Source organism: Mycobacterium sp. NGS16 (genome assembly GCF_059813225.1).
Genome location: NZ_JCALEE010000009.1, coordinates 103,960 through 125,398 on the forward strand (window position 1 = coordinate 103,960; position 21,439 = coordinate 125,398).

The following is a 21,439-nucleotide window of genomic DNA, read 5'->3' on the forward strand; positions in this document are numbered from 1 at the left end:
ATCGCGCTGAACTTCGTCAGGTACGTAAGTCCTCTCGGAGGCGCGAACTTGGTGCCTCAGTCGGGCGGGTTGGGAACGGATGCGCCATCAGCGCCCGGTGTTCCCGGCGTTCCGTCGGCCCCGCCGTTGCCTCCCGTGCCGCCGGGGTTCTGAGTTGTGCTTCCGCCATTACCGCCGTTACCGCCGGCACCGTTGCCGTTGGGGCCGACCTGGCCTCCGTTGCCGCCGTTACCGCCGGTGCCACCGGCCAACGCACCAGAGCCACCGTCTCCGCCGTTGCCGCCGACGCCCCCGATGCCGCCGTCTGCGCTTCCGCCGTTCCCGCCGGTCCCACCCTGGCCATAGGAACTGGCTACAGACCCAGTACTTATACCAGTGCCGCCATTGCCGCCGTTGCCGCCGTCACCACCCTGGCCTCCGGTGCCGGCACCGCCGCCGCCACCGCCACCACCACCGGCACGCATTGAGCCGGCGGAGCTGTTGCCTTCTCCGCCCCGGCCGCCGGTGCCGCCCACTCCACCGTCGCTGGCACCGCCGTTGCCGCCGGCACCACCGTTGCCGCCGTTGCCGCTGGAACTCAGACCAGTGCCGCCGCCCATGCCGCCCGCACCGCCGTGGCTGGCAACCCCACCATCAGTGCCATCGCCGCCGTTGCCGCCGTCACCACCGGTCCCGCCGTTACGGCCGCCGCCCAAGGGGCTACTCATGCCGCCGTCGCCACCGTTGCCGCCGGCCCCGGCCACGCTGCCGGCACCGCTGGCCGCACCGCCATTACCGCCGTTGCCGCCTGCACCGCCGTCACGGGCGCTACCCGCCGCGCTGCCCGGGGCACCGCTACCACCGTCACCGCCCCTGCCCGCGGTGCTGTCAATACCGTCGGCCGCGCCGCCATTGCCGCCGTTGCCGCCCGCGCCGCCATCGCGTGCGCTGCCCACGGCACTGCCGACGCCGCCGGCGCCACCGTGACCACCGTTGCCCGCTGCGCTGCCAGCGCCGCTGGCCGAGCCTCCGTCGCCGCCGTTACCACCGACCCCACCATCGCGGCCGCCACCCAGACCGCCGCCGGCGCCGCCGTTACCACCGTCGCCGCCATTGCCGGCGGTGCTGTTGTCACCGGTAGCTGCGCCGCCGCTGCCGCCGTTGCCACCGGGGCCGCCGTCACTGCTGCCTGTGCTGCCCGCGTTAACGCCGCCCTTGCCGCCATTACCGCCGTTACCAGCGTTGCTGTCGGCACCGGTGGCCGCGCCGCCATTGCCGCCGTTACCACCGGGGCCGCCGTCTCGGCCCATCCAAACGCTGGTCTGGCTGCTGTTTCCACCGTCACCGCCAACACCGCCGGTGCTGCCGACTCCCTCAGCGCTGCCGCCGTCACCACCGTTGCCGCCCGCGCCGCCGGCGTTACCGGTGGCGTACCAGCCCGGTGAGCGACCGCTGACACCACCGCTACCGCCGGCACCACCGCTTCCGCCGTCGCCAACCGAGTTTCCGCCGTTGCCGCCGTTGCCACCATCGCCGTTGGTGCTGAACAACATTCCGCTACGGCCACCGGCGCCGCCATTGCCGCCGTCGCCCGCGTGCAGGCCATCCAGCCCAGCCCCGCCGTCGCCGCCGGTACCACCGTTGCCGATCCAGCCACCCGCGCCACCGGCACCGCCATCGGCCCCGGCGCCACCGCCACCGCCGGCACCACCGTTGCCCAGCCAGCCGCCGGCACCGCCGGCGCCGCCGGCCACACCGGCTTCGTCGCTGCTCCAACCGGTGCCGCCGTCACCGAAGATCCAGCCGCCATTACCGCCGTCAACATGGGTCTCGGTCCCGTCGACGCCGTTGCAGATCAGGCCGCAGGCGCCGCCGAAAGCGAAGAGCGGGTTGATGAAGTCGTTGAACTGCACACCGGACGGGCTCTCGATCCACTCCTGCATCGCGGTGTGCAGCGGCAGATAGACGTCGTTCTGGAACCAGTCGGCGAAATCGGTGCCGACAGCCGCGCCGGGCAGGTCATCACCGTTGAACAACGACGCGAGGTCGACTGTCGACGCCGACTCCAGCCCGCTCCAGTAGCCGGGGTCGAACACCACTCCCCATACAGCGGGATCCAACAGGTCGGTCAGGAAGTCATCGAAGTCAGCCTGGGCTACCGGCGCCAATCCGAATGCCGCCAACGCCCCGACGGACGCTCCGGCAGCAGCCACTCGCCGCGCCGACGCAGATCCATTTTCCTTAAGCCAACCTGAGATTTTCACCCTGTGTTCCTATCACGGAAGCGGGAGCACCGCATTTCGAGTGTGAGCCCAGGCCAACCACCGCCGCGCCGCTAATCTGGGCCGGGTGAATCTCGATCCGAATCAGGCGTCCCTCCGGGAGGCCTGCGACGCCGGCCTGCTGGCCGGCGTGGTGACCGTCGTCTGGCAGCGCGGCCAGGTGCTCCAGGTGAACGAGATCGGCTATCGCGACGTCGGGGCCGGCCTTCCGATGACCCGCGACACCGTGTTCCGGATCGCCTCGATGACCAAACCGATCACGGTCGCCGCGGCCATGTCCCTGGTCGATGAGGGCCGGCTGCGGCTGAGTGACCCGATCGCCACCTGGCTGCCGGAGTTCGCCGCGCCGAGCGTGCTGGTCGACCCGGCCGGACCGCTGGACAAGACCACGCCGGCCCGGCGGGCGCTCACCATCGAGGACCTGATGACGCACCGCTGCGGGATCGGCTACGGGTTCTCGGTGCCCGGCCCGATCGCGCGGGAGTATCAGCGGCTGCCGTTCGGGCGCGGCCCGGAGGCCTGGCTGAGCGCGCTGGCCGCGCTGCCGCTGGTCGATCAGCCCGGCGACCGGGTGACCTACGGGCACGGCATCGACGTGCTGGGCGTGGTGCTGTCCCGGATCGAGGGCAAGCCGCTGCCGCAGGTGCTCGACGAGCGGATCCTGGGGCCGCTGGGGATGGCCGACACCGGGTTCTGCGTCTCCCCCGAGCTCCGCGGGCGCAGCGCCACCATGTACCGGCTCGACGGCGACATGTTGCGCGACGACGCGATGGGACCGATGCCGATCACCATGCCGGCGTTCCCGAACGCGGGCGGCGGGCTGATGTCGACCGCGGATGATTACCTGGCGTTCGCGCGAATGTTGCTGGCCGACGGCGTGTTCGACGGCACCCGGGTGCTCTCGGCGGAATCGGCGGCCGCGATGCGCACCGACCGGCTCACCGACACCCAGAAGCGCCACCCGTTTCTGGGGGCCCCGTTCTGGGTCGGCCGCGGCTTCGGGCTCAACCTGTCGGTGGTCACCGATCCGGCGCGTTCTCAACCGCTGTTCGGGCCGGGGGGTGCCGGCGCGTTCAGCTGGCCGGGCGCCTACGGCACCTGGTGGCAGGCCGATCCGGCCGCCGACCTGATCCTGATCTATCTGGTGCAGAACGCCCCGACGCTGTCCACCGAGATGGCCGCTGCTGTCGCCGGCAATACCGCGATCGCGAAACTGCGGGTGGCGCAACCGAAGTTCGTGCGGCGCACCTATCGGGCCCTGGGGTTGTAGCGCATCCTCATCAGATCATCGCGATCGGCGAGACCTTAACGCCGGCCTCCAGCGCGCCGGCCAGCTCGCGCGCGGTGTCGTAGTCGAAGACGACGTGACCGCAGATGATGTCGACATCGCGTTTGATGCGTTGCAGCGGATTGTCCACGAAATGCACGCTGGCGCCGGAGGCTTCGAGCAGATCAGCGATCACGGCGCGGGATTCGTGCACGATGTGGGCGGCCGCGGCGCGGGCCTGCGCCCGGACCGACCGGCTGATCCGTTCGCGGCCATCGACCGCGTCCTGAAGCCGGGCCACCGTGGCGTCGCGCAGCCCGCGCAACGCTCCCAACCGCACCCGCGCATCCCCGAGGCGGATCTGCGCAGCGGGCTGATTCTTCTGCGCCGCACCGGAATACGCCAATACTCGCTCCTCGAGTCGCTGGGCGTAGAGGTCGGCGACCCGTTCGGCCGAGCCCAGCGCGGGCATCGCGGCCACCAGTGCCAACGCCGGGACCATCGGCCACCGGTAGGCGGAGCCGTCATGCAAGGCGGCCCCCGGCGCGGTGCCCGAGTAGATGTCGGCGACTTTGACCAGCCGGTGCTGGGGTACCCAGACATCCTCGATGACGACGTCGTTGGAACCGGTCGCCCGCATTCCGGCGGTGTGCCACACATCTTCGATGCGGATATCGGACGCCGGTAGCAGCACCAGCGCCGGGTAGGGCCCGTCGTCTGGTCCGCAGATCGCTCCGACCAGGATCCAGTCGGCATCGGCCACCCCGGTGGCCCAGGACCATCGCCCGGACAGCCGGATGCCGTCGCCGTCGGGGGTGCCGCGTCCGGTCGGCGCCAACGGCGCGGGACACAGCACCGGACCGGAGGCGAACACCTCGTCCTGTGCCTGCTCACCGAAGAGTGCGAGCATCCAGTTGTGCAGGGTGTAGAACCCCAGCGTCCAGGCACTGGAGGCGCACCCGTGCGCCATGCGGCGGATCGGTTCGAGGATCTCGGGAAACTCTGCCTGCTGTCCGCCGTAGCGTGCCGGCAGCAGCAGCCCGGGCAGCCCGGAGCGCCGGTAGTCGTCGATGGTGGCAGCCGGCAGCCGGCGCAGTTCCTCGGCTTCGGCGGCACGTTCGGCCAAACGATCGATGAAGTCCCCCGTCAGTACCGCCGCCGCCCGCACCATGCCCGGGACCGTACCATACCTTTTGGTATGGCGATTAGTGGCGCAGCATCACGTCCAGGAACTGTTCACGGCGGCCGACGGCGCGTGGACTGGGCCGCGAGCCGGACAGGTGCAGAAAGCCGATGCCGGCGGCGAACGTGGCATTAGCGCGCATATCAGCCTCATCGGGGTCGAAGCCGTCATCGAGAAAGACCTGACGGACCGCCTTGAGCACGCGCCGATCCGAGGTGCGCACCGCCTCGGCGACGTTCTCCTCCGAGCGCGCCCATTCGCGCATCGCCCGTTCCAGCATCCAGTGCCGCGGACCGACCAGCGAGGTCATCATGCGCGAAAGTCGTTCGCGCGGAGGCAACTCCTCCAGCGCGTCGAAGTCACCGCGGTCCTCGTCGCGGACCGCGGCCCAGGTGTCGACCAGCGCCTGGCGATAGGCCTTCATGTCGGCAAAGTGCCAGTAGAAGCTGCCCTTGGTGACGCGCAGGCGCCGGCAGAGCCGGTCGATGGTCAGGGCCTTGAGCCCGTCCTCGGCCAGAATGCGGAACCCGGCTTGCACCCAGTCCTGCACGGACAGTCGCGGATTGGTGGTGGCTTCGGCCATGCCGACACACGGTACTGACCCGGGCCGGCGCTGCCTAGGGCTTGCCCGGTTGTCGCCGTTATACGCCGGTGTGCAGGCCCGCTTGCTGCAGTGCGCGACGCGCGTAGGCGCGCACGTCGGCGTCGCTGTCCTTGACCGCGAGGCTCAACGCGTCGCGTGCGGCGACCTCCGAGGCGGCCCAGCGCGTCAAGCCCAGCACCGCGGCTTTGCGCACGTCGAGGTGCGCATCTTCGAGAGCCACGGTCAGGCGCGGCACCGCCACCGCTGCGCGCGCACCGGCCAGCGCGCGGGCCGCGCCGACCCGCACCTGCCACGCCGACTCGCCCCGTGCCGTCTCGACGGCGGCGATATCGGCGTCGCCGCAACCGACTTCGCCGAGGGCGGCCAGTGCTGCGGCGCGCACCAGCGGGTCCGGGTCACCGATCAGGGCCCGAACGGTCTGCGCCCCGGCCCGCAACGTCGCACACGCATTGGCGACCGCGATGCGCACCTCACGGTTGGCGTCCTGGGCGGCCGCGGCCACCGCCGTCGCGTCGTCGGCCGAGACCAGCGCACGCACCGCCTCGATGCGCACCCGGTGGTCGGGATCGGCCAGCGCGGCGCGATACCGCGCCGGGTCACCGACCCGGCGGCTGGACAGCAGATACACCACGCAGGCGCGCACCACCGGGTCTGCGGAGTTCCGGTGCACGCCGGCCGCTGCCGGGTCGGCCAGCACCTCGACCAGTTCACGCGCACCGTCGGCGGCGGTGCGGCGCACCGCGGCGTCCTCGTCGGCGAGCGCGTCGAACAACGCGGATTCGTATCCGCCCGGGGTGTGTTCGGTCAGGGCGGCGACCGCGGTACGGCGCACCGCCGGATCCGGGTCAGCCAGGAATTCGGCCAGGTCGGCCAAGGCGGGTTCTTCCAGGGCGACGACCACCGCGATCCGGGGCGACGGCGGCTGGGCAGAAGCCGGTGCCGGGACACGTGATCGTGCCGTCGCCGGAGCCTGGCCGCCCAGCAGCGGCGGCTGCGGCACCGCCTGCACCGACTGGTCGGCCGGGGGCAGCCGATCGAACTCGGGCACCGCAACGAAATACGGAGCCACCGGGCGTTTGAGGAACTCCATCGCCCCGTCGGCCCGCTTGCGCACGTTGAGGTGATAGCCCCACTGCCCGTCGTCGCGGCCGGGCAGATCGGCGCGCTCGTGGTAGAGGCCCCAGCGCGACTCGGTGCGCGTCAAAGATGTGCGGGCCGCCAGCTCGGCGCAGTCCCGGATGAACGACACCTCGACCGCCCGCATCAACTCGTGCGGGGTGCGGGCGCCCATCTCGGCGATCTCGCCGCGCATCCGCTCGAAGGTGTGCACCGCCAGCGACAGCTTCGCGGCGGTCTTGGGCGGCGCCACATAGTCGTTGACGAACCGGCGCAGCTTGTACTCCACTTGCGGTTGCGGGGGGCCGTCGGGGTGGCGCAGCGGGCGATAGATCAGCTCGTGGGCATCGGCAAGCTGATCGGCCGGAAGATCCTGCGGCGCCGAGATATCGGCCAGGGTGGACGCCGCGTGCGCGCCGGCCAGGTCGCCGAACACGAACGCGCCGATCATGTAGTTGTGCGGCACGCAGGCCAGATCGCCCGCCGCGTACAGGCCCGGCACGGTGGTGCGGGCGTGTTCGTCGACCCACACCCCCGAGGCGGAATGCCCTGAGCACAGGCCGATCTCCGAGATGTGCATCTCCACGTCATGGGTGCGGTAGTTGTGGCCGCGGTTGGCGTGAAAAGTCCCGCGGGTGGGCCGCTCGGTGGTGTGCAGGATGTTCTCCAGCGCCGAGAGCGTCTCATCGGGCAGGTGCGACACCTTCAGGTAGATCGGGCCCCGCGCGGAATCGATCTCCGATTTGACCTCGGCCATCATCTGGCCGGACCAGTAGTCGGAGTCGACGAACCGTTCTCCCAGCGCGTTGACCTGATACCCCCCGAACGGGTTGGCCACATAGGCGCATGCCGGGCCGTTGTAGTCCTTGATCAGCGGGTTGACCTGGAAGCATTCGATGCCGGACAGTTCGGCGCCGGCGTGATAAGCCATCGAGTAGCCGTCGCCGGCGTTGGTGGGGTTCTCATACGTGCCATACAGATAGCCGGAGGCCGGGAGGCCCAGCCGCCCGCACGGCCCGGTGGCCAGCACTACCGCCTTGGCGCCGACGGCGACGAATTCGCCGGTGCGGGTATGCAAGGCGGCCGACCCGACCGCGCGGCCGTTCCGGGTGAGCACCCGTACCGGCATCAACCGGTTCTCGATGCGGATCTTCTCGCGCATCGAGCGCTGCCGCAGCACCCGGTAGAGCGCTTTTTTGACGTCCTTGCCCTCGGGCATCGGCAGCACGTAGGACCCGGAGCGGTGTACGCGGCGCACCGCGTACTCGCCGTGCTCGTCCTTCTCGAACTTCACCCCGTAGCGCTCCAGGCGCTGCACCATCGCGAAGCCGCGGGTGGCGGTCTGATACACGGTGCGCTGGTTGACGATGCCGTCGTTGGCCCGGGTGATCTCGGCGACGTAGTCTTCGGGTTCGGCCTTGCCCGGGATGACGGCGTTGTTGACCCCGTCCATGCCCATCGCCAGCGCGCCGGAGTGCCGCACGTGCGCTTTCTCCAGCAGCAGCACCTGTGCGCCGTGCTCGGCGGCGGTGAGTGCGGCCATGGTGCCGGCGGTTCCGCCGCCGATCACCAGCACATCGCAGTCCAGCCGCAGCGGCTGGGTGACATCAGGTATCTGAATCATGAATGGTCCAATGCGGCTAGAAGCTCAGTGCGCAGCGCGGGTTCGGTTCGGCGGCTGCGGGGTTCGGGGACGTCGACCAGGGCCCGCAGCGGCTGCCCGGCGCGGCCCAGCACCGCCACCCGATCACCCAGCGCCAGCGCCTCGTCGACATCGTGGGTAACGAACACGACCGTGGTGGGATGCGCTTGCCAGGTGTCGATCAGCAATGCCTGCATGGCGGCGCGGGTCGCGCTGTCCAGCGCGCCGAACGGCTCGTCCATCATCACCGCACGGGGTGCGCCGGCCAGCCCGCGGGCCAACTGGACCCGTTGGCGCATCCCGCCGGAGAGGCTTTTCGGCAGGTAGTCGGCGAACCCCTCCAGACCCAACTCGGCGATCCACCGCTCGGCCTCGGCCCGGCGCCCGGTGCGGGGCACACCGCGCAGCCGCAGCGCCAGCTCGATGTTGGAGCGCACCGAGCGCCACGGCAGTAACGCGTTGTCCTGGAACACCATCCCGCGGTCTCCGGAGGTGGTGGTGACCGCGATCTGGTCGGCCAGGATTCTGCCGTGCTCGGGGGCCAGCAATCCGGCCAGGGCACGCAGCAGGGTGGACTTGCCGCACCCGGACGGTCCGGTCAATACCAGGATCTCGCCGGGTCGCACCGCCAAGCTCAACTCATCGATGACCGGGGTGCCGGTGTAGGACAGCCGGACCCGGTCCAGGGTCAGGCTCATGCCGGCGGTCATCGGCCGTTCTCCGCGCCGCGGGGCAGCCAGCGGGTCAGCCGGCGCCCGACCAGCTCGACGGTCGCCGACGTGGCGAATCCGAGCACGCCGATAGTGATGATGCCGACGAACACATCCGGGTACGCCAGCACGGTGTAGGCCTGCCAGGTGCGGTATCCGATGCCGAGCCGGCCGGAGATCATCTCCGCGGAGATCACGCAGATCCAAGACACCCCCATGCCGACCGACAGGCCGCCGAACAGGCTGGGCAGAATTCCGGGAAACACCACCTGGCTCAACACATCCCAGCGTCCACCGCCCAGGGTGCGCACCGAGTCCTCCCACAAGGTCGGCAGTGCGCGCACCGCATGCCGGGTGCTGACCAGAATCGGGAAGTAGGCCGCCAGGAATGTGATGAATACGATGCCCTGTTCGCCGGCCGGGAACAGCAGGATCGCCACCGGGACGACGGCGATCGCCGGGATGGGCCGGACCAGTTCGGTGAGCGGGCCCACCACGTCCGCAGCGACCCGGGAGCGCCCCAACAGGATGCCGGTGGCCAACCCGGCCGCCGCGGCCAACCCGAATCCGGTGAGGATCCTGATCAGCGACTGCGCCAGATCCAGCCAGTACGCCTCGGTTCCCAGCCGGCGCACCAGGGTCGTGAAGACCTCGTCGACGGTGGGCAGGGTGTCGAACCGCAGCCACCACCGCACGTCGGCGACGGTCAACAGCTGCCACAGGCCGATCGCGACGGCCACCGACGCCAGCCGCAGCAGCCACGCCCACCGTGCCGACCGCGGCCGGCGCGGCGCCCGGTCGACGGGCACCGACGCCGCCGGGGCACCGGTGATAACCGCGGTCATGCCGCACCCGCCAGCGCCTGCTGATAGTCCAGCGCGACGGCGCCGGGATGCGTGGCAAGGTAGCGTTGCGCACCCGCGGTGGTGTCGAACGGTAGATGGCGTGCACCGTCGCGGACCCAGGCGGACTTGTCGGCGAACCAGCGGGTGCCTAGTTCGGCGTCCTGGATATAGGCCGCCCGGACGTGATCGCCGCGGGCGTTCGCGGCCTGTACGGCTTTGAGCAGGGCGGTCGCATCGGCGACGGACACGGTGGTGTCCGATCCGTCTAGCCAGAGTTCGCCCCCGGTCGTCGCGGGTTTGTCGATGGCGGCGACCGCCTGCTCGTAGTCGCGTTTCCGCTCGGCGAACGCCGCGCGCAGCGGCCCGTCGACGACGAAGCCGTCCACGTCGAGGTCGGCGAAGTCGCCGATCGGCTTCAGGTAGGGCACATCGTTCTTCAACGCCTCGACCAGCGCCGGCTTGAGGGTGGTGTCGAACGACGTGCCGCCCGGCCCGTTGTAGAGGTAGACGACCTCTTGCGGTAGCCCACTGCCTTCGGCGACGATCCGGGCCGCCTCCAACGGTTTGCGTTTGAGGAAGTCGGTGGCGTCCAGCTGCGCCTGCAGGAACGCGCCGAGCACTTCCGGGTGGTTCTGCGCGTATGTGCGACGCACGACCACCCCGTGCCAGGTCGGGTAGTTGAGCTCGGCCCCGTCGTAGAGCAGTTTCGCCCGGCCCTGGTAGACCAGCAGCCCGGGCCAGGCCACGAACTGTGACAGGCCTTGCACCTGACCGGATTCCAGCGAGGAGGCGCCGACTTGTGGTTGCTGGTTGAGCACCTCCACGCCGGCGCCGGTGCCCGCCAGTGCACGCAGCAGGGTGCCGTGGCCGGCCGATCCCACGCTGGCCGAGACTTTGGCGCCGGCCAGATCGGCCAGCGAGTCGGCTCGCGAATCCGGGGCCACCACCACCATGTTCAGTGCGCCGGCGGGGTGATAGCCGGTCACCGAGACGATCTCGGTGCGGGCCTGCGCATTGGTCTGCGTCCGGACCCCGTTGACCAGCATCGGGTAGTCGCCCATCGAGCCGATGTCGATCTTCTCGGCGAGCATCTGCGCCGTGATCGGTGCCCCGGTGTCGTAATCCTGCCAGTCGACGCGGTATCGGGTGCCGGTCCGGCTGGTGATGTCGGCGAGCCGGCGCTCCAGGTAGCCGCGAGCCCGCAGCAAGGTGCCGGCGGTCGCGGTGTTGATGGTCTTGGACTGATAGCCCACCACCACGTCGACGGAATCACCCGACGGCGCGGAGTCCAATGAGCAGCCCGCCGCGATAACGGCCGTGCAGACCAGCACGATCACGGATCTCTTCATGAAACACCTTGGTGGTCAATGTATTCAACGGATGAGGTAGGGCATATTGACGGTGACCGCACCGGTCGGGCAGCGGGCGGCGCACGGTCCGCAGTACCAGCACTCGTCGACGTGCATGAACGCCTTGCCGTTGTCGGGGTTGATCGCCAGTGAGTCCAGCGGGCAGATGTCGACGCACAGGGTGCAGCCGGAGATGCACAGTGATTCGTCGATCGTCACCGGGACGTCGGACCGGCTGTTGACCAGCGTCATGGAATGCTCCTTGTCAGTTTGCCGCGCATGGTGACCCGGTCACCGCGCATCCGGATGTATTCGAGGTCGACGGGTGTACCGTCGGAAAGGCTGGTGAGGCGCTCCAGCATCAGCAGCGCCGCGCCGCCGGGGATCTGCAGGATCGCCGCCGAGTGCGGGTCCGCCGGTATCGCCTCCAACGCCAGGCTCGCGTCGCCGAGACGCTGCCCGCTGATCTGCTCGAGCAGCGGGAAGACATCGTTGGTCTCCAGCGGGTGCGCCAGCACGGCGGCGCCGATGTCCGGCGGCAGATAGGTCTGATCCAGGCTCAGCGGCACGTCGCCCAGGTACCGCAGCCGCTCGACGAACACCACCTGCGCACCGGGTTCGAGCGTCAGCCGCCGGGCCACCAAGGGTGGGGCGGATACCGTGGTGGCCACTCGCACTTCGTTGCGCACCTCTTGACCGTCGAAGGTCTCCTGCAGACCAAGCAAGGTGTCCAGGTCGTGGTCGTATTTGTGCTGTGCCACATGAGTGCCGGTTCTCGGTCCCCGGTGGATCAGTCCCTCGGCCTTCAGGGCGGCCAGTGCCTCACGAATGATGTTGCGGGACACTGCGAATTCGGCGGCCAGCTCCGCTTCGCCGGGCAGGCCGTCGTCGTAGGCACCGCCATGGATCTGGTGGCGCAGCACGTCGGCGACCTGCCGCGCCCGGTCCGCGCGGCGGATCGGCTGCGGGGCGACACGGGCTTCGGGCATGCAGACACGCTAAGGGCACGGCGACACCCGATGGCAGTGCAGCCAATTGAGCTGTTCAGCGGGGTGATTCATTGCGCCACCAGGCAACACCCGGCTGCCAGCGGAAATCCGTATCGGCGCGGGTATTGCGCCGCAGCGGTGCCGTCGGGCCGGGTAACAATCGCGGTGAGGCTAATCGGCTACGGCCGGTGCCCGCGCATAACGGGCCAGAGCCTCCGGAGTGAACACCGCCAGACCCAGCTCGGGGTTGTAGCCGTGGATCTCCTTGACGTCGAGTTCGGCCAGGAAGTACAGGATGTCCTTGGAGATCACCTGCCCGGGGACCAGCACCGGGAAGCCGGGCGGATACGGCACCACGAACGTGGTCGACACCAGGGTCTTGCCGTCGGCGACCCGGCGGCCGGCGTCGCCGAGCAGCACATGTTCGCGGTCGGCCTCCTCGTAGCCGCCGTAGAACGCCGAGCGCATATCCCCGAATGAGCTTGCGCCGTCGGGCCGAAACGCCTGATCGAACTCGCTGAAGTCGGGCAGCGGCGGCAGGTCCTCGGTGATCTCGACGATTCTGCGCTGCTGCAGCGCGCGGTCGTCGGTGCTGGCCGCGTTCCAGGCGCGGTCCAATTCGGTCGAGACCCGGCGCAGCGCGTCAAGCAGGTAGTGCACGGACGACCAGGTCACGCCGATGGTGAAGATCAGCAGCACGGAGTTGATCGAGGTCTTGTTGATCTGAATTCCGAAGCGCTGCATGAGAATCTTCTCGCGGAAGTCGTAGCCGCTCATGCCGGTCTTGCCGACGAACAAGGTGACCCGGGTCGGATCGAGCACGAACTCGTCGGAGCGCCACGCCTCGTTCCACTCCGCCAGCGCACCCTGGCGGACCTGCCGGTAGGAGCTGACCGTCGAGGCCCGGAACCGGTCGGGCACCAGGTCGTCCTCGTCGAGGATGCGGAACCACTTCTTGATCAGCCGGTCCTTGCGGACCCGGTGGCGAAACACCAGCGCCATGTCGTAGACCCGCCGGACCATCTGAAAGCCTTCGATGTCGACCTGCCGGCGCGCTAGATCCAGCGATGCCAGCAGCTGCTGATTCGGCGAGGTGGAGGTGTGGGTCAGAAACGCCTCGGTGAACGATTCACGGGCCAACGCGTTGAAGTCCTGATCCCGCACGTGGATCATCGACGCCTGCCGCAGCGCCGACAACGATTTGTGGGTGGAATGGGTCGCATAGACCCGCACCCGCGCGCCGGGTTCGGGCAGCAGCCGGTGCTCGCTCCACTGGTCCCGGTCGATACCTGCCATCCCGGCGCGCCATTCCCGGTACTCCGCGGCGTAGCGGGGCGAGGCCAGCATGGTCTCGAGGCGTTCGGCGGCCACCATCGCGGTGCGCTGCCGGGCCCACGGCACCGCGGTGGCGAACGCGTACCACGCCTCATCCCACAGGAAGCAGATGTCCGGCTTGATCGCCAGGACCTCCTCCATCACCCGCTGCGGGTTGTAGACGACGCCGTCGAAAGTGCAGTTGGTCAGCAACAGCATCCGGACCCGGTGCAGCTGCCCGGCGGCCTCCAGGTCCAGCAGTGCGCGTTTGATGGTGCGTAGCGACACCGCGCCGTAGATCGCGAACGGCGCCAGCGGGTAGGCGTCCAGGTACAGCGGATAGGCCCCGGCCAGCACCAGCCCGTAGTGGTGCGACTTGTGACAGTTCCGGTCGATCAACACGATGTCACCCGGGCGGGTCAACGCCTGGACGACGATCTTGTTGGCCGTCGAGGTCCCGTTGGTGACGAAGTAGGTGTGGTCGGCGTTCCAGGTCAGCGCGGCCTTGTTCATCGCCACCCGGATGGTGCCGTGCGGGTCCAACAGCGAATCCAGCCCGCCCGACGTCGAAGAGGTCTCGGCCATGAAGATATTGCGGCCGTAGAACTCCCCCATGTCCTGCAGCGAACGGGAGTTGAAGATGCTCGCGCCGCGCGCCACCGGCAGCGCATGGAACTGCCCGACCGGCTCGGCGGCATAGGCCCGCAGCGCATCGAAAAACGGTGTGGCGTAACGCTTGCGGATCCCGGCGAGCACCGTGCTGTTCAGGTCGGTGGCATCGTTGAGCCGGTAGAAAGTACGGTCGTAGACATCCGGCTCGTCCTCGGTGTCGGCGGCGATCGACTCGTCGGTGATCAGATACAGGTCGATGTGCGGCCGCAGCAGGCGCATCCACTCCCCGCATTCGATGGCGTCGCGACCGCAGTCGACGATCCCGGCGTCGTCGTTGGCTCCCAACAACGTATTCATCAACGGCACCCGGTCGCGCGAGCGCAGCGGCAGGTCGTGGCGGACGATCGCGGCCTGGATCTCGCCGTTGAGCGCGACCGCGGTGACGGCGTCCTCGACGCTGGAGACCACCAGCAGTTCGATCTGCACCTCGTCGTCGGGATTGCGCAGCGCCCGCAGGTTTTCCGCGAGGCTCTCCGGGACGTCCGGCGGCGAGTCGTCGGCCAGCAGCACGGTGTAGAACTGCTGCTGGCGGGCTTGAGCCACCAGCTCTTGGTCCGACAACGGCGACCCGAGGTCGAACAGCGCCGCCCGGTCGCCGTAGTCCGACAGCAGCCGCACCACCAGCGACACCTTTTCGCTCAGCGACACCGTCGCCATCGCCTGCAGGTAGCCGCGGAAGGCGGCCAGGTTCGCCGCGCCGGGAAACAGCCAGTACCGCTCATAGGCGCCGAGCCGGTCCAGCAGGCGCTTGACCCGCGCCGCGTGGTGGGTGGTGTCCAGGCCGGACCGATTGGCCTCGGCCAGCTGCCGGCAGGCGTCGTCGAGCAGATTCCAGGTGTCGACCCGCGAGTACGACGGGTTGGCCACCGCCGCTAGCGCCGAGACCCGCAACCTGCGGCGCTGCCCGTCGCTGTCTGCGCTCATAGGGCCAGTGTGGCCCGAGTCACTGCGGGGCGGGGCGCTTTCGCCGGAGCTCCGGTAGGCGGCCGCCGCGGGTCTGAGGCCCTCCGCTTCCGGGAGCCAAACGCCGGATCGCGACGGCTGCCGGCGCCGGCAGCCTTGATCGCGGGGGCCGAACGGTAGTTGCCCACCGCGGCCACTGACGCCGGTTACTCCTCCGGGCCGGACCCGGTCGGCGCTTCAGGCTCGGGGGCCCGCGTGGCCGCCTCACGAACCGCCTGCGATGCCGCCCGCAGCTGCGGGGTCACCAACATCACCTGGCCCAGCACGCCGTTGACGAAGCCCGGCGAGTCATCGGTGGACAGCTCCTTGGCCAGCTTCACCGCCTCGTCGACGGCGACCGGCTCGGGTACGTCCTCGGCGTGCAGCAGCTCCCAGATCGCCACCCGCAGGATCGCCCGGTCGACGGCCGGCAGCCGCTCCAGCTTCCAGCCCTGCAGGTGCGAGGTGATCAGGTCGTCGATATGGGCGCTGTGGGCGGCAACCCCGTTGGCCACCGTGACGGTGTAGGGGTGCAGCGGTGCCACGTCGGGCTGCTGGCTGGCCAGCTCAGCGCGCAGCGCCGCGCCCTCGGCCGGGGTCAGGCCCCGGGCCTCGGACTCGAACAGCAGATCGACGGCGCGCTTGCGGGCCTGGTGCCGGCCTTTAACGGGTCTCGGCGGCTTCCCGGCGGGCATGATCAGGAGTTGACCCGTCCCAGATAGCTGCCGTCGCGGGTGTCGACCTTCAACCTGTCTCCGGTGTTGATGAACAGCGGCACGTTGATCTGGGCACCGGTCTCCACGGTGGCCGGCTTGGTGCCCGCACTGGACCGGTCTCCCTGCAGGCCGGGCTCGGTGTGGGTGACCTCGAGTTCGACGCTGACCGGCAGCTCCAGATACAGCGGCACGCCGTTGTGGAACGCGATCTGCACCGGCATGCTCTCCAGCAGGTAGTTCGCCGAGTCACCGACCAGCGTCTCGGGCAGCGGGTGCTGCTCGTAGTCTTCGCTGTCCATGAACACGAAGTCGTTGCCGTCGCGGTACAAGAAGGTGGCGTCACGGCGGTCGACGGTGGCGGTCTCGACCTTCACGCCGGCGTTGTAGGTCTTGTCGACTACCTTGCCCGACACCACGTTCTTGAGCTTGGTGCGCACGAAGGCCGGGCCCTTGCCCGGCTTGACGTGCTGGAATTCGACGATCTGCCAGAGCTGGCCGTCGATCACCAGCACCAGTCCGTTCTTGAAGTCAGCAGTCGAAGCCACGTTTTCTACGTCTCCTAGAGAATGGTCAGTTCCTTGGGGAACCGAGTCAGCAGTTCCGGGGCTTGCCCGGCAGTATCAGCGACCACGAGCGTGTCCTCGATGCGGACGCCGCCACGATCAGCCAGATAGACGCCGGGTTCCACGGTCACCACAGCACCGGCAAGCAGTGTACCGTCGGCCGCCGCGTTGATTCCCGGCGCTTCATGAATCCGCAGCCCCACCCCGTGGCCGAGGCCGTGGCTGAAGGTCTCGGCGTAGCCGGCGTCGGCGATCACCGCGCGCGCGGCGGCGTCGACATCGCGCAGCCGGGCACCCGGGTGCAGCGCCTCCCGGCCGGCCCGCTGCGCCGCCGCCACCACCTGGTAGATCTCGGCCTGCCAGTCCGCCGCCGGGCCCAGCACGAAGGTGCGAGTCATATCGGAGTGGTAGCCGGCCACCAGCGCGCCGAAGTCGATCTTGACGAAGTCACCGGCGGCCAGCACAGCGTCGGTCGGCCGGTGATGTGGCACCGCCGAGTTGGCGCCGGTGGCCACGATGGTCTCGAAGGAGGCCGCGTCGGCGCCGTGATCGAGCATCAGGGCCTCCAGTTCCCGGCCGACCTCCCGCTCCGTGCGGCCCGGCCGCAGCCCGCCGCGGTCCACCAGGTCGCGCAGGGCGGCGTCGGCGGCCTCGCAGGCCAACCGCAGCAGGGCGACCTCACCGGCGTCCTTGACCTCGCGCAGCGCCTCCACCATGCCCGAGGCGCGAACCAGTTCGGTGCCGTCGGCCGCTTTGGACAGCGCGTCGAACCCGTCCACGGTGACCACGTGCCCCTCGAACCCCACCCGGCGCGCCCCGGCCGCCGCGGCGTGGGCGACCAAGTGGCTGGGTCCGGCACGCTCGATCACCGCCTGCAGGTCGGGGGCCTGCTGGGCGACCTGGGTGCGGTAGCGGCCGTCGGTGGCCAGCAGCGGGGTCCGTTCGTCGGCATAGATCAGCAGGGCACCGGCCGACCCGGTGAACCCGGACAGGTAACGCACGTTGACCAGGTCTGTGACCAGCATCGCGTCCAGCCCGGCCGCACCGAGTGCGGCGCTCAGACGCAGTCGACGGGAGGAATGTGTCACGCGGTGTGACGGTACTCGCTACGCTGTGCCCCCATGAGCAAGTGGTTTCTTCGCGGACTGGTCTTCGCAGCCCTGATGGTCGTCATCCGCCTGATCCAGGGTGTGTTGATCAACGCCTTCGAAGCGCAGGCGGGCCTGATCAGCCTGATCCTGATGATCTTGTTCGTGATCGCGGTGATGGTGTGGGGCCGCTCCGACGGCCGCGCCGACGCCCGAGCCAACCCCGACCCGGACCGGCGCGAGGACCTCGCCATGACCTGGCTGGGTGCCGGGCTGGTCGCTGGTGTCCTCAGCGGGGTCGTGTCGTGGATCATCGCCCTGGTCGACAAGGCGCTCTACGTCAGCACCTTGTTCAACGAGCTGACCAGTTTCGCGGCCTTCACCGCATTGCTGGTGTTCGTTCCGGCGGTGGCGGCGGTCACGCTGGGACGCCGTCGCGTGGACAAGGACTACGAGAAGATGCCGCACCGCCACCACGGCCTGGCCGCCCACGAGGACGCGCCTGCCACGGATGTGTTCGCCACCGTGGGCGCCGCGCCGGTGGCTGCCGAGGACGCCGCCGCGACCCAGACCGACGCGGGCGCGACGCTGGCCGGCCCGGCCGCGGGATTCACCACCGAGGAGTTCCCGGCCGTGGAGTACCCGGCCGACGAGACCACCGACACCAGCGAGATCCCCCCGATCCCCGACGAGGGCGGCCAGGCTCAGCCGGGCGACTCGGCCAGGTAGCGCAGCGCCAGCAGGTAGCCCCGCACCCCCAAGCCGACGATCACCCCGCTGGCGATCGGGCTCAGGTAGGAATGCCGCCGAAAGTCTTCGCGCGCATGCACATTGGAGATGTGCAGTTCGATCAGTGGCGCGCTCAACTCGGCGCAGGCGTCGCGCAGCGCTACCGAGGTGTGGGTCAGGCCGCCGGCGTTGAGGATCACCGGTTCGGCGGCGTCGGCGGCGGCATGAATCCACTGCAGCAGTTGCGCTTCGCTGTCGCTTTGGCGCACCACGACGTCGACGCCGAGTGCGCTCGCCTCGGCCTCGATCAGCGCCTGCAGGTCCGCATACGTGGTGTCGCCGTAGACATCCGGCTCGCGCAGGCCCAGCCGCCCCAGGTTGGGCCCATTGATGACGTTGATCCGGTTCACCGTCGCTCCAATCGGAAGCGCTTGCCCACCTCGTCGTAGGCGGCGGCCAGCAGTAGCGGGTCGGGCCCTTCCAGGCGGCCCGGCTTGGCCAGGCCGTCGAGCACCACGAACCGCAGTACCCCGGCGCGGTTCTTCTTGTCCCCCATCATGTATTCCAGCAGCGCCGGCAGCGCGCCCTCGTAGTAGTTGACCGGCAGGCCCAGCGACAGCAGGATCGACCGGTGCCGGTCGGCGGTCTCGTCGTCGAGGCGTCCGGTGACGCGGGCCAGCTCGGCGGCGAACACCAGCCCGACCGAGACCGCGTCGCCGTGCCGCCACTGGTAGTGCTCCAGCGCCTCGATCGCATGCGCGAGAGTGTGGCCGTAGTTGAGGATTTCGCGCAGCCCCGACTCCTTCTCGTCGGCGGCGACGACATCGGCCTTGACCGCGATGGAACGCCGGATCAGCTCGCCCAGTACCTCACCGGTCGGATCCATCGCGGCTTTCGGATCGGCTTCGATCAGGTCCAGGATCACCGGATCGGCGATGAAGCCGGCCTTGACGATCTCGGGCATGCCGGCGACGATCTCGCGCTGCGGCAACGTCTCCAGGGTGGCCAGGTCGACGATGACAGCGGTCGGCTGATGGAACGCGCCGACGAGGTTCTTGCCTGCCTCGGTGTTGATGCCGGTCTTGCCGCCGATCGCGGCGTCGACCATCGCCAGCAGGGTGGTCGGCACGTGCACGATCGAGATACCGCGCAGCCAGGTGGCCGCCGCGAAACCGGCCACGTCGGTCGCGGCGCCCCCGCCGAGGCTGACCAAAGCGTCGCGGCGGTCGAGGCCGATGCGGCCCAGCACCTCCCAGATGAAGCCCAGCACCTGCAGCGACTTACCGTCCTCGGCATCGGGGATCTCGATGCGGTGCGCCTCGATTCCCTTGTCCGCCAAGTAGGTTCGGATTCCCTCCGCGGTCGCCTCCAACGTCGGCTGGTGCAGGATCGCGACCTTGTTGCGACCGGCGAGCAGCTCGGCGAGATCGCCGAGCAAGCCTTTGCCGATCACCACCGGATACGGCGGGTCGGTGGCCACCGTCACGGTGATCGGCTCGGGAATCTCGGTCACTTGCGTCCTCCGGTCTGTCGTGCGGCCAGGGTGGCGGGAGTGGGCGGTGAATCGGCAGACACCGGTGCCGCCGGCGGCCGGGGCCCGGCGGCCCGGTCGCTGCGTTCGGCGGCGTCCAGCCGGGACACGATATAGCGCACCACCGCTCCAGGGTTGCGCCGGTTGGTGTTGACCCGGATCGTCGCCAGCCGCCGATACAGCGGCACCCGCTGGGCCATCAGTTCGCGGAACTTCTCCGCGCGGCCCGGCCCGGCCAGCAGCGGCCGTACCGTGCTGCCGCCGGTGCGCCGTACCCCTTCGGCGGCACTGATCTCCAGGAACACCACGGTATGCCCGGCCAGCGCGTCGCGGACCCCGGCGCTGGTGACAGCTCCCCCACCCAAGGACAGCACGCCGTCGTGATCGGCCAGTGCCGCGCGCACCACGTCCTCCTCGATGCGGCGGAACTCAGCCTCGCCGTCGGTGGCGAAGATGTCGGCGATGCTGCGTCCGGTGCGCGCCTCGATGGCGGCGTCGGTGTCGAGCATCTCGACGCCGAGCGCCTTGGCCAGGCGCCGGCCGATGGTGGACTTGCCCGCCCCGGGCAACCCCACCAGAACCGCTCTGGGCGCCACCGGCTATCCCGATGCCCGCGCCTGGTCGCCCACCGGCCCGCGCTCGGCCACCGCACGCCGGTATGCCTCGATGTTGCGCCGGGTTTCGGTCAGCGAGTCCCCACCGAACTTGGCCAGCGCCGCTCGCGCCAGCACCAGCGCCACCATGGCCTCGGCCACCACCCCGGCGGCCGGCACCGCGCACACGTCGGAGCGCTGATGGATCGCAACCGCTTCGTCGCCGGTGGCCATGTCGACGGTGGCCAGCGCCCGCGGGACGGTGGAGATCGGCTTCATCGCCGCACGCACTCGCAGGGGCTGCCCGTTGGTCATGCCGCCCTCCAGCCCGCCGGCGCGGTTGGTGGAGCGCACCACACCGTCGGGGCCCGGGTACATCTCGTCATGGGCCGCGCTGCCGCGTCGGCGGGCGGTGGTGAAACCGTCGCCGATCTCGACCCCCTTGATCGCCTGGATGCCCATGATCGCCGCGGCGAGCTGACTGTCGAGACGGTCGTCGCCGCTGATGAACGACCCCAGCCCGATCGGCAGGCCCGAGACCACCACTTCCACCACGCCGCCCAAGGTGTCGCCGTCGGCCTTGGCGGCCTCGATCTGGGCGATCATGGATTCCTGCGCTTTGGCGTCGTAGGCCCGGACCGGGCTGGCGTCGATAGCGGCCAGGTCGTCCGGCTGCGGCACCGGCCCGTCGTAGGCTTCGGAGGCGCCGATCGAGATCACGTGCGAGATCACCTGCACACCCAACGCCTGCTCCAGGAACGCCCGGGCAATGGTGCCCGCGGTGACCCGCGCGGCCGTCTCGCGCGCGCTGGCCCGCTCGAGCACCGGGCGGGCGTCGTCGAAACCGTATTTGAGCATGCCGGCGTAGTCGGCGTGGCCGGGCCGTGGCCGGGTCAACGGCGCATTGCGGGCCCCGCCTTCGGCGTCGAGTACGTCGGGATCCACCGGATCGGTGGCCATCACCGTCTCCCATTTGGGCCACTCGGTGTTGCCGATCTCGACCGCGATCGGGCCGCCCAGGGTGACACCGTGGCGCACCCCGGACAAGACGGTGACGGCGTCGGCTTCGAATTTCATCCGAGCGCCGCGACCGTAGCCGAGGCGACGGCGGGCGAGTTGGGCCGCGATGTCAGCCGAGGTGACGGTCACTCCGGCGACCATGCCCTCGACCACGGCGACCAGCGCGCGACCGTGTGATTCCCCGGCGGTTATCCAACGCAACACGTGTCCCATCTTCCCATGCCGGTGTTGGGCGCCCCGGGTTGGAGGACCCTACGGTTGCGCATGCAGACGGCTCAGTACGGCGAGAAACGCCGGGAGCAACC

General features: G+C 69.7%; 18 protein-coding genes and 1 pseudogene. 2 read left to right on the top strand and 17 right to left on the bottom strand.

The window, feature by feature from the left end:
• Nucleotides 1-56 precede the first annotated feature (56 nt).
• Nucleotides 57-2,192 carry a PGRS repeat-containing protein gene (locus AC5Y4Q_RS18265; RefSeq protein ID WP_499959874.1) on the bottom strand — a complete coding sequence of 712 codons (2,136 nt, stop codon included), beginning with the start codon at nt 2,190-2,192 and terminating at the stop codon, nt 57-59.
• Between the two features lie 136 nt (nt 2,193-2,328).
• Here AC5Y4Q_RS18265 and AC5Y4Q_RS18270 point away from each other — a divergent pair, with 136 nt between their 5' ends.
• On the top strand, nt 2,329-3,531 hold the full coding sequence (locus AC5Y4Q_RS18270; protein WP_064921311.1) for a serine hydrolase domain-containing protein: 1,203 nt from the start codon (nt 2,329-2,331) through the stop codon (nt 3,529-3,531).
• A 10-nt stretch (nt 3,532-3,541) separates the two neighbouring features.
• Here AC5Y4Q_RS18270 and AC5Y4Q_RS18275 read toward each other — a convergent pair whose 3' ends face one another.
• The 12 genes from AC5Y4Q_RS18275 to AC5Y4Q_RS18330 all read right to left on the bottom strand — a co-directional run bounded on the left by AC5Y4Q_RS18275 (nt 3,542) and on the right by AC5Y4Q_RS18330 (nt 17,261).
• Complete coding sequence (locus AC5Y4Q_RS18275; RefSeq protein ID WP_064921312.1) at nt 3,542-4,699, bottom strand: acyl-CoA dehydrogenase family protein; 1,158 nt, start codon at nt 4,697-4,699, stop codon at nt 3,542-3,544.
• A gap of 34 nt (nt 4,700-4,733) precedes the next feature.
• A complete protein-coding gene (locus AC5Y4Q_RS18280; RefSeq protein WP_064921313.1) occupies nt 4,734-5,294 on the bottom strand; it encodes a TetR/AcrR family transcriptional regulator in 561 nt (186 codons plus the stop codon).
• Between the two features lie 58 nt (nt 5,295-5,352).
• Entirely contained in the window at nt 5,353-8,055 is a 2,703-nt protein-coding gene (locus AC5Y4Q_RS18285; RefSeq protein ID WP_125225663.1) for a fumarate reductase/succinate dehydrogenase flavoprotein subunit, read from the bottom strand.
• The gene (locus AC5Y4Q_RS18290) at nt 8,052-8,783 is read right to left on the bottom strand and encodes an ABC transporter ATP-binding protein (protein WP_125225664.1); all 732 of its coding nucleotides are present in this window, start codon (nt 8,781-8,783) and stop codon (nt 8,052-8,054) included. The genes AC5Y4Q_RS18285 and AC5Y4Q_RS18290 overlap by 4 nt, the downstream gene beginning before the upstream one ends.
• The gene (locus AC5Y4Q_RS18295; RefSeq protein WP_064921316.1) at nt 8,780-9,628 is read right to left on the bottom strand and encodes an ABC transporter permease; all 849 of its coding nucleotides are present in this window, start codon (nt 9,626-9,628) and stop codon (nt 8,780-8,782) included. The genes AC5Y4Q_RS18290 and AC5Y4Q_RS18295 overlap by 4 nt, the downstream gene beginning before the upstream one ends.
• Nucleotides 9,625-10,977 (bottom strand): ABC transporter substrate-binding protein, encoded by a 1,353-nt coding sequence (locus AC5Y4Q_RS18300; protein WP_125225665.1) that lies wholly within the window; start codon nt 10,975-10,977, stop codon nt 9,625-9,627. Before AC5Y4Q_RS18300 ends, AC5Y4Q_RS18295 begins: the two co-directional genes overlap by 4 nt.
• 24 nt (nt 10,978-11,001) lie before the next feature.
• Nucleotides 11,002-11,229, bottom strand: a complete 228-nt coding sequence (locus AC5Y4Q_RS18305) for a 4Fe-4S dicluster domain-containing protein (RefSeq protein WP_064921318.1) — start codon at nt 11,227-11,229, stop codon at nt 11,002-11,004.
• Nucleotides 11,226-11,966, bottom strand: coding sequence for a GntR family transcriptional regulator (locus AC5Y4Q_RS18310; protein ID WP_125225666.1), 741 nt, complete (start codon nt 11,964-11,966; stop codon nt 11,226-11,228). The genes AC5Y4Q_RS18305 and AC5Y4Q_RS18310 overlap by 4 nt, the downstream gene beginning before the upstream one ends.
• Nucleotides 11,967-12,137: 171 nt before the next feature.
• Nucleotides 12,138-14,876 (bottom strand): aminotransferase class I/II-fold pyridoxal phosphate-dependent enzyme, encoded by a 2,739-nt coding sequence (locus AC5Y4Q_RS18315; RefSeq protein WP_064921320.1) that lies wholly within the window; start codon nt 14,874-14,876, stop codon nt 12,138-12,140.
• 185 nt (nt 14,877-15,061) lie between these two features.
• A complete protein-coding gene (gene nusB, locus AC5Y4Q_RS18320; RefSeq protein WP_064921321.1) occupies nt 15,062-15,589 on the bottom strand; it encodes a transcription antitermination factor NusB in 528 nt (175 codons plus the stop codon).
• Between the two features lie 2 nt (nt 15,590-15,591).
• Nucleotides 15,592-16,155 carry an elongation factor P gene (gene efp / locus AC5Y4Q_RS18325; protein ID WP_064921322.1) on the bottom strand — a complete coding sequence of 188 codons (564 nt, stop codon included), beginning with the start codon at nt 16,153-16,155 and terminating at the stop codon, nt 15,592-15,594.
• A 14-nt stretch (nt 16,156-16,169) separates the two neighbouring features.
• Nucleotides 16,170-17,261 carry a M24 family metallopeptidase gene (locus tag AC5Y4Q_RS18330; protein WP_064921323.1) on the bottom strand — a complete coding sequence of 364 codons (1,092 nt, stop codon included), beginning with the start codon at nt 17,259-17,261 and terminating at the stop codon, nt 16,170-16,172.
• A 33-nt stretch (nt 17,262-17,294) separates the two neighbouring features.
• Between AC5Y4Q_RS18330 and AC5Y4Q_RS18335 the strand changes: the two genes are divergently transcribed.
• The gene (locus tag AC5Y4Q_RS18335; RefSeq protein ID WP_064921324.1) at nt 17,295-17,990 is read left to right on the top strand and encodes a B-4DMT family transporter; all 696 of its coding nucleotides are present in this window, start codon (nt 17,295-17,297) and stop codon (nt 17,988-17,990) included.
• Here the strand turns inward: AC5Y4Q_RS18335 and aroQ are convergent.
• The 4 genes and pseudogenes from aroQ to aroC form a co-directional block, all read right to left on the bottom strand.
• Nucleotides 17,966-18,400, bottom strand: coding sequence for a type II 3-dehydroquinate dehydratase (gene aroQ / locus AC5Y4Q_RS18340; protein WP_064921325.1), 435 nt, complete (start codon nt 18,398-18,400; stop codon nt 17,966-17,968). The genes AC5Y4Q_RS18335 and aroQ overlap by 25 nt on opposite strands.
• Complete coding sequence (gene aroB, locus AC5Y4Q_RS18345; RefSeq protein ID WP_499959877.1) at nt 18,397-19,503, bottom strand: 3-dehydroquinate synthase; 1,107 nt, start codon at nt 19,501-19,503, stop codon at nt 18,397-18,399. The genes aroQ and aroB overlap by 4 nt, the downstream gene beginning before the upstream one ends.
• Before the next feature lie 89 nt (nt 19,504-19,592).
• Nucleotides 19,593-20,117, bottom strand: a pseudogene (locus tag AC5Y4Q_RS18350) (shikimate kinase); the annotation flags it as partial.
• Between the two features lie 3 nt (nt 20,118-20,120).
• The gene (gene aroC, locus AC5Y4Q_RS18355) at nt 20,121-21,338 is read right to left on the bottom strand and encodes a chorismate synthase (protein WP_064921339.1); all 1,218 of its coding nucleotides are present in this window, start codon (nt 21,336-21,338) and stop codon (nt 20,121-20,123) included.
• Nucleotides 21,339-21,439: the final 101 nt, after the last annotated feature.

What these genes read in the sequence shown, in the direction of transcription:
- AC5Y4Q_RS18315 (WP_064921320.1), bottom strand. Translation starts at nt 14,876, where the DNA reads ATGAGCGCAGACAGCGACGGGCAGCGCCGCAGGTTGCGGGTCTCGGCG.
- nusB (WP_064921321.1), bottom strand. Translation starts at nt 15,589, where the DNA reads ATGCCCGCCGGGAAGCCGCCGAGACCCGTTAAAGGCCGGCACCAGGCC.
- AC5Y4Q_RS18310 (WP_125225666.1), bottom strand. Translation starts at nt 11,966, where the DNA reads ATGCCCGAAGCCCGTGTCGCCCCGCAGCCGATCCGCCGCGCGGACCGG.
- AC5Y4Q_RS18280 (WP_064921313.1), bottom strand. Translation starts at nt 5,294, where the DNA reads ATGGCCGAAGCCACCACCAATCCGCGACTGTCCGTGCAGGACTGGGTG.
- AC5Y4Q_RS18295 (WP_064921316.1), bottom strand. Translation starts at nt 9,628, where the DNA reads ATGACCGCGGTTATCACCGGTGCCCCGGCGGCGTCGGTGCCCGTCGAC.
- AC5Y4Q_RS18305 (WP_064921318.1), bottom strand. Translation starts at nt 11,229, where the DNA reads ATGACGCTGGTCAACAGCCGGTCCGACGTCCCGGTGACGATCGACGAA.
- AC5Y4Q_RS18335 (WP_064921324.1), top strand. Translation starts at nt 17,295, where the DNA reads ATGAGCAAGTGGTTTCTTCGCGGACTGGTCTTCGCAGCCCTGATGGTC.
- AC5Y4Q_RS18290 (WP_125225664.1), bottom strand. Translation starts at nt 8,783, where the DNA reads ATGACCGCCGGCATGAGCCTGACCCTGGACCGGGTCCGGCTGTCCTAC.
- AC5Y4Q_RS18300 (WP_125225665.1), bottom strand. Translation starts at nt 10,977, where the DNA reads ATGAAGAGATCCGTGATCGTGCTGGTCTGCACGGCCGTTATCGCGGCG.
- AC5Y4Q_RS18285 (WP_125225663.1), bottom strand. Translation starts at nt 8,055, where the DNA reads ATGATTCAGATACCTGATGTCACCCAGCCGCTGCGGCTGGACTGCGAT.
- AC5Y4Q_RS18275 (WP_064921312.1), bottom strand. Translation starts at nt 4,699, where the DNA reads ATGGTGCGGGCGGCGGCGGTACTGACGGGGGACTTCATCGATCGTTTG.